9 protein-coding genes are annotated in these 13,824 nt (G+C 43.7%); 5 read left to right on the forward strand and 4 right to left on the reverse strand.

Translation table 11 applies throughout. The features are described 5' to 3' along the window. The 5 genes from ACESMA_RS20185 to ACESMA_RS20205 all read left to right on the forward strand — a co-directional run. On the forward strand, positions 1-2,096 hold a 2,096-nt coding region (locus ACESMA_RS20185), incomplete at its 5' end, for a glucosamine-6-phosphate isomerase (RefSeq protein WP_372950683.1). Between the two features lie 92 nt (positions 2,097-2,188). After that, positions 2,189-3,004, forward strand: coding sequence for a glucosamine-6-phosphate deaminase (gene nagB / locus ACESMA_RS20190; RefSeq protein ID WP_372950684.1), 816 nt, complete (start codon positions 2,189-2,191; stop codon positions 3,002-3,004). 331 nt (positions 3,005-3,335) lie between these two features. Beyond that, positions 3,336-4,328, forward strand: coding sequence for a quinolinate synthase NadA (gene nadA / locus ACESMA_RS20195; protein WP_372950685.1), 993 nt, complete (start codon positions 3,336-3,338; stop codon positions 4,326-4,328). Between the two features lie 158 nt (positions 4,329-4,486). Next, a complete protein-coding gene (locus ACESMA_RS20200) occupies positions 4,487-5,347 on the forward strand; it encodes a LytR/AlgR family response regulator transcription factor (protein ID WP_372950686.1) in 861 nt (286 codons plus the stop codon). A gap of 144 nt (positions 5,348-5,491) precedes the next feature. After that, positions 5,492-7,858, forward strand: a complete 2,367-nt coding sequence (locus tag ACESMA_RS20205) for a TonB-dependent receptor domain-containing protein (protein WP_372950687.1) — start codon at positions 5,492-5,494, stop codon at positions 7,856-7,858. 97 nt (positions 7,859-7,955) lie between these two features. Here the strand turns inward: ACESMA_RS20205 and ACESMA_RS20210 are convergent, their stop codons facing one another. The 4 genes from ACESMA_RS20210 to ACESMA_RS20225 form a co-directional block, all read right to left on the reverse strand. Continuing rightward, the gene (locus ACESMA_RS20210; protein WP_372950688.1) at positions 7,956-10,586 is read right to left on the reverse strand and encodes a sodium:solute symporter family transporter; all 2,631 of its coding nucleotides are present in this window, start codon (positions 10,584-10,586) and stop codon (positions 7,956-7,958) included. A 101-nt stretch (positions 10,587-10,687) separates the two neighbouring features. After that, positions 10,688-11,851 (reverse strand): AGE family epimerase/isomerase, encoded by a 1,164-nt coding sequence (locus tag ACESMA_RS20215; protein ID WP_372950689.1) that lies wholly within the window; start codon positions 11,849-11,851, stop codon positions 10,688-10,690. A gap of 228 nt (positions 11,852-12,079) precedes the next feature. Further along, complete coding sequence (locus tag ACESMA_RS20220; protein ID WP_372950690.1) at positions 12,080-13,009, reverse strand: dihydrodipicolinate synthase family protein; 930 nt, start codon at positions 13,007-13,009, stop codon at positions 12,080-12,082. A 50-nt stretch (positions 13,010-13,059) separates the two neighbouring features. Further along, on the reverse strand, positions 13,060-13,731 hold the full coding sequence (locus ACESMA_RS20225) for a GDSL-type esterase/lipase family protein (protein ID WP_372950691.1): 672 nt from the start codon (positions 13,729-13,731) through the stop codon (positions 13,060-13,062). Positions 13,732-13,824 lie beyond the last annotated feature (93 nt).

The raw sequence follows: 13,824 nt of genomic DNA on the forward strand, positions 1-13,824 counted from the left end.
ACAACTGGGACAACCAGAAAGGAAAAGATATCCGCAAAAAGTATGGTTTGGCCGATGTAAAAAAACCATCACTTAATGAGTTGCAATTTGTTCAAATGGGCGATTTTTATCCCATCAGTTCAAAGCAGCACAACAGCCTGAATAATTTTATTCTGAAAAATTATATCGAAGGATTCGGACTGGATTTAAATAAAGCGCTGCTAATCAACTCCGATGAAATTGAGCTGGCTCAGGGCAAACATTTTAGCGAAGTTTTTCCGGGTTTTAACATCGATTTATCCTTGCGTTTCCGCGAAGCAAAAACACAACAGGAACTGCTTCAGCAGGAATCCATATTTAAAATTGACCAGTGGTGTACCGAATATGAAAACAAAATCAGGGAAAAAGGTGGTATCGGATTCTTTTTGGGTGGAATTGGCCCCGACGGGCATATTGCATTTAATACCCGCGGTTCAGACCACTTTGCCACTACCAGACTGGCACAAACCAATTTCGAAACACAGGCTGTTACAGCAACCGATTTGGGAGGAATTGAAGTTTCAAGAAACAGGCTGGTAATTACCATCGGCTTGGGAACCCTTGGATATAATCCTGACAACAAAGCTATTATTTATGCCGCTGGTGAAGCCATTGCCGAAACCATTAAAAATTCGCTGGAAAATGAGCCAACTGTGGTTTATCCGGCCACGTCGCTTCAACGGTTAAAAAACAGCCGCTTTTATTTAACTGATGGTGCGGCAGTGAAACTGGATGATGCCGTGGAAGAATATTACCAGAGCGGCCCGTGGACCCACCAAAAAACCGAACGTGCTGTTATGGAGTTGTGCCGGAAAATAAACAAGTTTGGTGGCAAACTCGAATTGGACGATTTGAAAACTGATAAATATTGTAGCCAGATTCCAGGCCTGAATGAAAATACAGTACAATCGGTAATTGACTCAATTCTTGCAAAACTCCAGCGCGGAATGCAAAAAGAAACTAACCAGGTGTATTACCACACCGGTCCGCATCACGACGATATTATGCTGGGAATTATGCCGTTAACAAACCGGCAGTCACGCGATGCCAGCAACGAACTGCACTTTTCTGTATTAACTTCCGGTTACACGGCTGTAACCAACCATTTTTTGTATGATTTGCTTTTAGACACCAAATTTCTGATTCATCAGGAGAAAATAGAAATGATCAATTATCCTGACTTTTTCATAGAAGGATATCAATACAAATGGGATAAAGACATTTATCATTACCTCGATAACATTGCTGCTCAAAATCCGGAAGAAAAAAGGCGAGGAGTTTGCCACCGGCTGGTGCGTGCCCTGGTTTCTATCTGGAAAGTAAAAGACAAAGAGAACCTGCGGGAAGTGATTAACGAAGTGCTGGATTACCTTAAAAGCAGTTACGACGGCAGCAAAAATCCTCCAAAAATTCAGCAACTAAAAGGAATGATCAGAGAGTTTGAAGAGGAACTGGTTTGGGCACATTACGGAATTATGGTGAAGAATGTTCATCACCTCCGCCTTGGATTTTATCAGAAAAATGTGGTTGGAAGCAAGCCAGATATGCAAAATGATATATTGCCCATCCTGGAAGAATTCCGAAAATATAAACCTACTGTAATCAGCCTGGCAATGGATCCGCAGGGAAGCGGCCCCGATACACATTACAAAGTACTTCAGGCCATTGCTGCAGCAGTGGAAGAATGGAACAAGGAGGAAGATTTAAGCAACCTGCGCATTGTGGGTTACCGGAATGTTTGGTTTAAATACAATCCGTGGGATGTGGAAGTAATTGTGCCGGTTTCATTGAACGCTTTGGCAACACTCGACAAATCATTCTCCGAATGTTACGTTACGCAGGTAAATGCTTCGTTCCCAAGCTACCAGCTCGATGGAAAATTCAGCGAACTTACCCAACGTACCTGGTTTGAACAACATAAGCAAATTCAGTTTCTGCTGGGTAAAAATTTCTTTTACGAAAATAGCTCACCGCTGTTAAGAGCTACCCACGGAATGGTTTATTTACGCGAACTCAACGTAAAGCAATTTCTTGAGGCGGCTTCAAATTTGGGAAAATCCATGGAGGGTATTTTTTAACTTTTTATTGAAATTGAAGAACAAGCAATAATGGTTAATTGATAATTCCTTTTTATCTGGTGAAATCGGAATAGATTAAAAAAATACAGATTATGAGAATTTTAATACATGAAAATTATCAGCAGTTGGCCAAATGGACTGCCTATTGCATGGCAAACAAAATCAAAGAGTTTAACCCAACACCCGAAAAGCCTTTTGTTTTGGGATTGCCTACCGGTTCATCGCCCATTGGTGTTTACAATGAACTTATTGAACTGGTGAAACAGGGCCGGCTGACGTTCCAAAATGTTATTACATTCAACATGGATGAATACGTTGGAATTCCGGAAGATCATCCGCAGAGTTACCACTATTTTATGGACAAGCATTTGTTTAATCATATCGACATTCCAAGGGAAAACATTAACATTTTGAACGGGAATGCCCCCGACTTGGAAAAGGAATGTGCAGCATACGAACAGAAAATTGAGCGCGCTGGCGGAATCCATTTGTTTTTAGGTGGAATTGGGCCCGATGGGCACCTTGCTTTTAATGAACCGGGTTCTTCACTAAAATCGAAAACGCGCATCAAAACACTCACTTACGATACCATTGTAGCCAATTCCAGGTTTTTTGACAACGATATCAATAAAGTACCGAAAACAGCACTCACCGTGGGCGTTGACACGATAATGCAGGCGAAGGAAGTGTTAATCATTGTAAAAGGATACAATAAAGCTCGCGCCCTGCAAAAAGTGGTGGAAGAAGGAATTAACCACATGTGGACCGTTTCCGTTTTGCAACTTCATCCAAAAGGAATGATTATTTGCGACGAAGACGCAACACTTGAGTTGAAGGTGGGAACCGTGAAGTATTTTAAAGATATTGAAAAGGAAGAGCTAAGAAATAATCCGAAACTTGTTGGTTAAAAATTCTTTTTCCTTTCCGGTATTTAAAATTTTGCCATACAAAACGTTGCAGATTAACGGCATTCAAGCTTCAATCCATTTTTCAGAATTTATACAACAAACAGGATCATTAGTAAATTGGATACTTCTGTTAATTGTTTGTCACGAAAATATTCAAGCCATATTTTTTGTTTTGAAGCGGAAAATTCTTCATCTCTTTTATATCAAGGTGACTGCCACAGCTTCTTATTATTGAAAATTGCCAAACAATTCAGACTTAAAACGGTTTTTTTGCAAATGAATTTCTATTTTTGCCTTCTGATTCAATGGGGACATTCAGAAAATGACACAAATGGAACAGGTACAAATAGATCGGATGCTGGAGGAGAAAGGTTTCATTGACGAACCGGTAAATCCGAATGTAAAACTGGTGGAAGAGATTAACCGGCTCAGAAAAGAGAAAAATGCGGTTATCCTTAGCCATTTTTATGTGGAAGGTGATTTGCAGGACATTGCCGATTATGTGGGCGATAGTCTTGGACTGGCACAGGAAGCAGCCAAAACCAATGCCGACATGATTGTTTTTGTGGGCGTTCATTTTATGGCCGAAACTGCAAAAATCCTCAATCCCGGTAAAAAAGTCATTCTTCCCGATTTGAAAGCAGGTTGTTCTTTGGCCGAATCGGCTCCGGCTGAAGCTTTTGCCGAATTCAAAGCCAAATACCCCGACCACAAGGTAATTACCTACGTAAACGCCACCGCAGCATTAAAAACCATGTCAGACATTGTGTGTACCTCAGCCAACGCAAAAAAAATAATCGACAGTTTTCCTGAAGATGAAAAACTGATTTTCGGCCCCGACAAAAACCTGGGGAACTACCTGAACAGCGTTACCGGCAGAAACATGGTTTTGTGGGATGGCGCCTGTATGGTGCACGAACAGTATTCGGTGGAAAAAATCATCGACCTAATGGACCAGTATCCCGAGGCGGAATTTATTGCCCACCCCGAATGTGAAAAACCTGTTTTACTGTTGGCCAAACATATTGGCTCTACCACCTCATTACTTAATTATACCCAAAGCAGCCCGGCCAAAAAATTTATTGTAGCCACCGAAAGCGGCATTCTGCACCAAATGAAAAAGGCAAGTCCCGACAAACTGTTTATTCCGGCGCCTTCGGTCGATTCCACCTGCGGTTGCAACGACTGCACATACATGAAACTGAACAGCCTGCAAAAACTTTACATCTGTATGAAATACGAACAGCCGGAAGTAACTTTACCTGCCGATGTGATTGAAAAAGCCCGCATCCCCATCGAACGGATGCTGGAAATTTCGAAGTAACAATGCAGATAATAGATGTTAAGACACAAGTATCAAGACAATAAACAGAATAAGTTCTTTGGTCTTGATACCTGATACTAATATCCTTGATACTTCATGCTCAAATACCTACTTTTACACCCAAATCACCTTGAAAATTTCAGCTAACCAAAAGTAAAATGCGACTGCAAAAACTGTTATCCGAAGAATTTCCTCAGAACTTCATCATAAAGCGCCCGCTTTACGGGGCTTTGCTCATTGCAGGTTTTACCCTGGTTTTTGCACTACTCTACAAACCGCTTGGCTCCCATGCAAGCCGGTTTCTGGGTTACGAAGCAACCATGGCCGTTTATGCTTTTATTTCAGGTGCCTCGCTTTTTGGCTGGATTAACCTTTTGGTCAGAATCAAATTTTTTTCAAATAAGGCCAAATGGACATTCGCCAAAGAATTGCTTGCCATTTCTATTCTGTTGTTTGCCCTCGGCGTGGTCATTTATTTTGCTGCTTTTATTCTGGAAGAACCCGCGAACAGATGGAACTTCCCCACATTTCTCGACTCGGTGAAAAATGCTTTCCTCATAGGCATCATCCCGTTTCTGTTTTTTACCGCACTGAACTACCTCTATTGGATTTCACCTGAAGAGAAATATGGCGCTTCATCAGATTCAGGAAGTCCTTTAACCGTTGAAGAGCTGATTCAAATCAGTTCGCAACTCAAAAAAGAGTCGCTCAGTTTTTATCCCAGCCAGTTTATTTACGCCGAATCGGACAGTAACTACGTCAATTTCTATTTACTTTCCGGCGATAAAGTGCAGAAAAAAGTCATTCGCAATTCCATTACCGATGTGGAGCAGCAACTCGCGCATATTCCGTTTTTTGTACGAACGCACCGGGCCTTTATCGTCAACCTGAAAAAAATCAAATCGAAAAAAGGCAACAGTCTGGGGTACCGGTTAAGGCTTCAGGGAACCGACGGCGAAATTCCGGTTTCCAGAAACAATACCCGTACTTTCAGCCAGCTTTTCAGACAATTCAGTTAATCCGTTCATCACAGAATATTACCTTTTGTAACAACTCCAAACGCCAATTTTATCAGTCTGCAACAAAAGCTTGCATCGTATCCCGGAAATTAGTCTGGTTCATTTCGTTTCCGTCTATTTGTGTCGAAATCAAAAATTTACGACATGAAAACGAAAAAGAACAACCCGAAAAAAATTCAAAAAACCATTCTTTTTAAACTTTTGGTACTGGTATATATTTTATATCCTTCACTGGTTTCGGCCCAATCCGGTTTCACCATTTCCGGCGAAATAGTTTCCGTTGAAAACAATGAAGCCGTTGCTTTTCCCAACATTGCCCTTTTCGATTCAACCCGAACCCAAATGATTGATGGCGCGGCGGGCAACGAAACGGGGAAATTCATTTTAAAGGATATTGCTCCCGGAACCTATCAAATACAAGTGAGTGCGCTGGGTTTTGAATCGTGGATTAAAAAAGTGGAAATGCACAGAGATGTGAATCTGGGCTCTGTTCCGTTACTCAACTCCCATGTTCAGCTAAAAAATATTGATGTGGTTGCCGAACGTATAAAAGCAAAACCATCGCCGGATAAAACCACGTTTTTTGTAAACCGAAAAATGCATGAATCGTCCAACACCGGAACCGACATCCTGAAACTGGTTCCGGGTGTGCAGGTGGATTTGCAACAGAACATTTCGCTGGAAGGCAGCCAAAATATTATCATTCTGGTTGACGGGAAAGAGCGCGACCGAAGTTTTCTGAGCCAGTTGCCGGCTTCCAAAATCGACAAGGTGGAAGTTATCAGTTCGCCCCCGGCCAAATATGACGCCAGCGTAACGGGAGTCGTCAATATTGTCCTTTCCAGGGAAAACAACACCGGGCTGGACGGCCATATTTACCTGGAAATTCCCACTTCCGGCTCCGAAATATTTCTAACGCCTGCGTACAGCCTGAATTATGGGGTGGGCAAATTCAACCTGTTTACTTCCTATAACGGAGATTTGCGCTATTTCAACATTTCGGAATCGTACCGCAGAGAAATCTTCGGCAATCCTGAAATAAACGAAATCAATTCTACCCAAAACCTGCGCCAGAAAACATGGTCACACCGGTTTCATTACGGTTTCGACTGGTTTATTAACAAACGGAACCAACTGAATTTTTATGGGTTTTACAATCCCTATTCACAGGAACTCGACGGCGATGTTGAGGTAAATTCAACCGGCACTGAAACCATCGGCTGGCTGGCCGAAAAAGAAGATACAGACCTCAATTACAGTGGGTTTTATTCGCTTTGGTACAATCATTTTTTCGATAAAACTGCCGGACATGAACTGGCACTCGACATGAGCCTGTACAACCTGAAAGCTGAAAATACAACACTTTTCAGTAACTCCGAAACCGGTTCTTTTCATGAAAACAAGATGCGGCCAAAAAACCAAAATATTCATGTTAAACTGGACTACACCCTTCCTGTAAGTGAAAAAATAAAACTAAACGCCGGATTCCAAACACGACTCACAACACTAAATGACAGAAATTCGGCAACATTCCGGTACGATGAAACTGTTTTTGCAGGATACGGAACGTTCAGCTACAAAACTTCCAAACTGGAAACAACCCTGGGACTGCGGCTTGAAAACCAGAATACAAAACTGCATGAAGAAAAAACCAGAAAAGAAATTTTCCTTTTACCAAATTTTTCGGCCATTTATAACCTGAATGAAAAACATACCCTGAAACTGAATTACAGGCGCTCCGTTTCGTGGCCGGGATTTTACCAGTTGAATTCCTACACATCGGTGGAAGATCCTTTTACGTTGAATTCAGGAAATGCAAACCTCCGGCCCGAAACGCACAATCAGTTGAATCTTGAGTATTCCCGCCGGTTTGAAAATCATTTTTTCACCGCCCGGATGTTTTACCATAAAACTTCTGATGCCATCCGGAATCTGATGTTTTTAAACGAAACCGGCCTTTTTGAAGTTCAGAAGAACAATCTGGGCGAAATCCGTCAAACCGGAATCCAGCTAAGTGGTACACTTAGTTTTGGGAAAGTGGGAGTTAATCCCTATCTGAAAATTTTTGATGTCTTTTCCAAACCCAATCAATTTGCAAACGAACACCATATTGAATCAAAACATCAACTGGTTTTGGAATCAGGGCTCTCGGCATTTGCAACGTTTAAAAAAGGTCTTACAGCTTCGATTAATTTTCAATACACCAGCCCGGCAAATCAAATCCAGGAGAACACATTCAGCGATGCGCTCTATTTCGTTTCGCTGGAAAAAGCATTTTCAAAAAATCTGAAAGCGGGGATTGTAAGCGGGTTGCCTCTGGTTAAAAACTTCACTTATCAGGGCACCGAAGTTCATTCCGATAACTTCAGTCACTACTCAAAAGGCGAAATACAGTTGTCAACTGTACCGTTGTGGCTCAAAATCACCTACCGGTTTTCTTCAGGTAAAGACATGAAAAAAATCGAACGCCCCGCGGCGGCTCCTGAACAGGAAAAAAGGAAGGGGTTTTAGGTTGAGACACGAGATATTTAGTATCAAGTATCAAGACAAAGTCAAATTCAGTTTTAATTGTTGTTTGATACTAAATATCTTGACCTAATACCCGGAATTAAACTCGTTTTCTGCTTTTCCACGAATACCCTGTAATTTCTTTCCGGTTGGGGAAAACAAAACTGAAAACAAGCGCCAGCCCCACACTGGCCACCAATCCTACAAATCCATAAAGCAGAAATGAAAGGGGGGTATTGTTTTTCACGAGAATTAAAATTGCAATGCCTGCCAAAACTCCTGTAAGCGCAGCGTTCCCTGAAATCCGCGGGAAGAAAATCCCCATCACAAACAAAGCGCCCAGCCCGGCGGTGAGTAGCCCGAGAAAAGTATTGAACTGGTCCCACAACGATGCGATGTTCCAGGTGGCCAGCATCAGCGCCATCGCAATTCCAAGTACGCCAACAATTATTCCCGACCAGCGTGCCACCGCCATATTGCGTTTATGATTTGCGTTTGCTGCCAGCACCTTGTAAAAATCGGTGGTGATGACTGCCGAAACCGAATTGATGTTGGACGACAGCGTGGACATGGCCGCCGCAAAAATGGCTGCAATGAGCAAACCGGCCACCCCGGCAGGCATTTGCGACACGATAAACTGTGGAAACACCGAATCGATGTTGGGATTGAGTACCGACATGTGTTCCGGGTTGGACGTGTAATACGCATACAAACCGGTTCCAAGTAAAAAGAAAATAATGGTAACCGGAATGCTCAGAAACCCGTTGAGCCAGATGCTGCGCCCGGTGGCTTTTTCATCTTTGGTGGTCATATAACGCTGCACCACACTCTGGTCGCTGGTATAGGTAATGAGCGTGTTGGCAAAACCGCCAATAAGCACCACCCAAAACACCGGCTGTGAAAAATCGAACCTGAAATCGAAGGTTTTGAATTTCTGATGCTCGCCGGTAATTTCAAAAAAGCCGCTCAGCCCACCTTCCACGCCCGCCAGCATAAACGCCAGTGCAACAAAAGCGCCGCCCAGCAAAATAAATCCCTGAATCACATCGCCCCATATCACGGCTTCCATACCGCCACTGGTACAATAAACAATGGTAACCACACCCATAATGATGATGGCCCAGTAGATGCTGAACCCGGTAACGGCATTAAGCGCCAGCGAAGGCAGAAAAAGCACCACGGCTATACGGCTAACCATAAAAAACACAAACAGCGCCGATGCCAGCCACCGCACCGCCCGGTTGAACCGCGCCTCAAGGTATTGATAGGCCGTATCGAAATTGAACCTTCGGAAAAAAGGCAAAAAATAGCGGATGACAATAGGCGCCACCATAATGATGGCCATGTTGAACATGAACATGCGCCAGTCGGAGGCATACGATTTGGCAGGGATGGCAATGAATGTGATGGCGCTGAGCGTAGTAGCAAAAATACTGATGCCCGCTGCCCACCAGGGAATACGTCCGCCGGCTTTGAAAAAGTCGTCGGTACTGTTTTCGCGCCGCATAAAAAAGAAACCCAGCAGCAACATGCCGATAAAATAAACCCCCAATACCAGGTAGTTCAACCAGCCGAAAACCGGTTTTACTGAAAACTGAATTTCGTGCAATTGCGGTGTTCGGGTTGCCGGCCTTATTTCACCACCGGGAACAACAACAACGCCCTTCCAAACCACAGCCGGAGCAACGGCCACAGGCGTTCCTTCCCATTTACCGGCATCAAACCACACATCGGTTACCGTATTGTAAATTTTCATTTTTGAACGAAACCCGGAATGGTTTATCCAAAGCGAATCGCGCAGTTGCCGGGCGTTTTCATCGCCGTTTTGCATGGCGTGAATGGCACGTTCAACCTGATTGAACGTTTCACCCGAATCGCCACCAACCACCACAATGTGAGAGGCGCCAATGGATGCAACCGAAGCCACAGCCAGTGGAATTTCCATATCTTTTTTCTTTTCCCATTTTCCCTCCGATGGCCGGAAACGGAAAACATACGGATAAAAAGTTGTAGTACCTTCGCCTTCCTTTTTTGCCCGTCCACCAAACACATGCAGGCTTACTTCCTGACCGTCCATCTGGGCAACGGCAGCAGCACCGGATACCGGCAGCGGAAAATCGGGCAAGGTTTGCCAGCCCCGTGAAATATTGTTCACATCCAGCGCCAGAAACTGATTGGTTGCGCCATTTTCACTTTCGCCGCCAACCACATAAACGGTATTTCCAATAGCAGTTGCAGCCGGACTTTTTACCGCCACAGGCAACGCCGGGAATTCTGAAATATCCATTGAAGAGCCGTTCCAGCCTAACAAAAAAACCCGGTTGCTGAACCCATCGGGCGACTGGCCGCCAATGCAAAGCACACCCTGCGGCAACGATACCGAAGCACCCTCGCCCAAGGCAACCGGAAGCTTTGAAGCAACGTTCAGCAATTGAACACCATTTGCTGTGCGTTCATAAACCAGAACTGCGTCGGAGAAATATTTCTTACCGCCTTCCCACGGTTTTCCTTCAGGGAAAGCAGTTCCGCCGGCCACCAGCAAAAGATTGTTGTGCACGCCGGCAAAAACTCCGGCCAGTCCTTCGTTGCCCGGAATTTCAGATACATTTTCAAACAACGGAAGACTGCGCTGACTGACTTGATTGATGGATGATTCAGCTGCAACTTCTCCTTTCCAAATCGATAAGAAAAGAAATAAAATGAATACTGTTATTTTTTTTGAATGGCGCATAATAATATGGATTAGAGAAAATTCCCGCTGATTTCGCTGATTTTCGCAAAAATAAGATTTAAAAATCTGCGTTTATCTGCGCCATCTGCGGGAGACATCTTTTATTTCAATGTTTCCAACGTTTTCCAAACCTGGTAAAGCCCGCGTGGAACATGGAAACACCCTTTCCATTTTCCGCCTTTCAGCAGAAGCAGCACTTCGCCCCGGCGGTTGAGGTAACCAAACCACTCGCCGTGTACGCGGTCGGCAAAATGCGACCAGGTGTAATCGTGCACTTTTTCAAACCAGGTGAGGCATTTTTCATTTTTGGTAAGTGCATAGCCTTTTATCAAACTGATAAGTGTTTCGATGTGCACCCACCACAATTTCTGGTCCCACTCCAGTTGCTGGGGAGGATTTCCTTTAACATCGAGAAAATAGAAAATGCCGTCGAAGTCCTCGTCCCAGCCATATTCCAGCGTTCGAAGCACAATTTCCACCGCTTTTTCCGCAAGCTCTGGTCTTTGCAACCGCACCGACAAATCCATGATAAACCACATGGCTTCAATGGCGTGTCCCGGATTGAGCAGACGGCCTTCGAACGAATCGGAAAAGCTGCCGTCGGGTTTTACATTTTCCAAAATCAAACCTGAGTCGGGCTGGTAAAACACCTCCATTACTTCGTGCAACACTTTTTTAATGGTTTCGTCCACCAGTTGTTCGGGCAACAGGTGCTCGATTTCCAGTGACAGGTTGCACAAAATCATGGGCAGCGAAAACCCTTTCAAGGGCCGCGTTCCGGGAACCAGTTTGTTGTATTCTCCTTTGGGATTGTCGCTGCGTTTCAGAATGTTTTCGAAGGTGTTTTTGGCGATTTGCCCGTATTCCTCATTGCCTGTGGCTTTGTATAGCTGACCGAATGCCATGGTGGCAAAGCAGTCGGAAAAAATGTTGTAAGGCTGCACCAGCGGTTTTCCATCGCGCTTTAGGGAAAAGTACCAGTTCAGGTTTCCGTCGTGCCCGTGCTTTTGCAGGAATTTAGCGCCGTGAAGGGCCATGTCGAGCCACTGCTGTTTTTGCTCCACTTTATTGAAAAGTGTGGAAAACATCCAGACTTCCCGCCCCTGCAACCAGATGAATTTATCGGTATCGAACACCTTCCCTTCGCGGTCGAGACAGGTGAAATAACCACCTAACTCCTCGTCTTTTGAGTGGTTTTCCCAGAAAGGAACCACGTTGCTGAGGAGTTCATTTTTATACTGAATTTCTAATTTTCTAAAGTCCATATTCTTGAAAAATTTTATTGAGCGTAGTTCTCAAATAAAAAATTAAAATTTGTTCTAAATCCAGCGGATTTAAATGTTTATAGAAAATCCGGATAAATTAAATTATACGACCCTGGCCAGGGTCGAACTTCAATACAAACATTTTTTCTATAAACATGTGATTCCTCCGGAATCATAATTACTTCACATCAAATTCAAAAACTAACCAAATGGTTGCTAACCGATTGGTTAGGAAGAAATGTATTTTGAGAATTCCTCTTCCATCGCCAGCGTTTTAACATCCTCGGTAAATTTCCGGTAATCGTCGTGGCTCATATTTTTAACCGGTGAACGAAACTCGCCGCAGTCTATACCAACATAACGCATATACGCTTTTCCGGTGGCAATGCCGCCGTATTTTCCCAGCAGGCGAATCATGTCGATGGCTTTTTGCTGCAATTTACGGGCAAGTACCAGGTCGCCGTTGTCAAACGCTTCAATCAATTTATAATACAACGGTGCCGCATAATTGTAGGTACTTCCCACACCGCTGCGGGTTCCCAGCACCAGTGCCGAAAGCAGATTCTCGTCGCGGCCCCATAACATGTCGTATTTGCCATTCCTAAAATTGATGCAGCTCTGAAAATCCATAAAATCTTCGTGAGTGTATTTAATCCCAGCCAGGTTGGGAATGGCAGGCGCTGCTTCTTTCAGAAAATCGTACATGGAGACGTAACAGCCCGTGAGCACCGGAATATGGTAAAAATAGACCGGCATTTGCGGAACGGTTTCAGCCACGCGGGCCACAAATTCTGCCAGTTGCCCGGCCCCCGATGGTTTAAAATAATAGGGCGCCAGCAGCGCAATGGCATCCATTCCGGTTCTTGCCGAATGTTGTGCATTTTCAATACACGCAGCATAAGAAGTTCCGCCAACCAGGTTGATGATTTTCATTCCCGGATTTTCGCGGGCAGCGGCCACCCACTGTTCCGCACTTTTCATCCGTTCCTTTTGGGTAAGCGAAACCCCCTCGCCGGTGGAGCCGTTGATAAACGCGCCCACCACTTTATTTTGTTTCAAAAAATTGTAATACGCCGGAATGCGTTCGTAAACCACTTCACCCTTTTCATTCATGGGCGTAAACGGTGCGGCTATCAGTCCTTCAAATTTTGGTATCATTTCGGTATTTGTTTTTAAAATTGTTTTTGAAATAAGTTTTGTTTACCGGGTTACAACAACGGCTTAATGATTTCAGCCCATTTCATATACCCCTCGCCGGTAAGGTGCAGTCCGTCGTTTGTAAACTCAGGATTCATAAAATCGTCGTTTTCGTTTTTGAAATGCGTAAATAAATCAACATACTGAAACCCGGATTGCACACAAAAATCTTCCAGTTTTCCATTAATCCATTTCACTTCTTCTGTTTTTGAACAATGTCCGGTAAATTTATCAAAGGTGGGATTCACCGGCAGAATGCTTTGCACAAACACCCTGGTTTTTGGCGATTGCTCCCTGATGGAACTTGCAATTTTGGAAATGTTTTCAAAAACGGTTTCCTTCGAAATATTCCGGGCCAAATCGTTAATTCCAATTAGCAGGAAAACCTTCGCCGGCTTTGATTCAGTTACTTCATCCAGCCGATATAAAACTCCTTCGGTAACATCGCCGCTAATTCCACGGTTTTTAATACGTTTATTTTGAAACAGTTCCGCCCATTCACTTCCGTCGGTAATGCTGTTTCCCAAAAAGATGATTTCCTTTTTGGTGTTGGGAAGCTGCTCAAACAACGTTCTCCGCTGTTCGTAATAAGTAGATTTAAAAGTTTCCTGCCCGTAAGCTGTTATTGTGAAAAAAAGACTTGCGGCAAACAAAACCAACGCTACCAATCTTATTATTTTCATACGTAAATAATTTTTATTAAATGAGCCTTTAAAGCCCATATTTTGTTTAAAATCAACAATTTTTAAAATAAAGAACAAAAGAAAAGAGAGCAC

Origin of the sequence: Mariniphaga sp. (assembly GCF_041687215.1) — a bacterium.
Lineage (GTDB): Bacteria > Bacteroidota > Bacteroidia > Bacteroidales > Prolixibacteraceae > Mariniphaga.

Excerpts from the sequence above, each read along its gene's own strand:
- ACESMA_RS20200 (WP_372950686.1), top strand. The coding sequence starts at position 4,487 with ATGCGACTGCAAAAACTGTTATCCGAAGAATTTCCTCAGAACTTCATC.
- ACESMA_RS20210 (WP_372950688.1), bottom strand. The coding sequence starts at position 10,586 with ATGCGCCATTCAAAAAAAATAACAGTATTCATTTTATTTCTTTTCTTA.
- nadA (WP_372950685.1), top strand. The coding sequence starts at position 3,336 with ATGGAACAGGTACAAATAGATCGGATGCTGGAGGAGAAAGGTTTCATT.
- ACESMA_RS20215 (WP_372950689.1), bottom strand. The coding sequence starts at position 11,851 with ATGGACTTTAGAAAATTAGAAATTCAGTATAAAAATGAACTCCTCAGC.
- ACESMA_RS20220 (WP_372950690.1), bottom strand. The coding sequence starts at position 13,009 with ATGATACCAAAATTTGAAGGACTGATAGCCGCACCGTTTACGCCCATG.
- ACESMA_RS20225 (WP_372950691.1), bottom strand. The coding sequence starts at position 13,731 with ATGAAAATAATAAGATTGGTAGCGTTGGTTTTGTTTGCCGCAAGTCTT.
- ACESMA_RS20205 (WP_372950687.1), top strand. The coding sequence starts at position 5,492 with ATGAAAACGAAAAAGAACAACCCGAAAAAAATTCAAAAAACCATTCTT.
- nagB (WP_372950684.1), top strand. The coding sequence starts at position 2,189 with ATGAGAATTTTAATACATGAAAATTATCAGCAGTTGGCCAAATGGACT.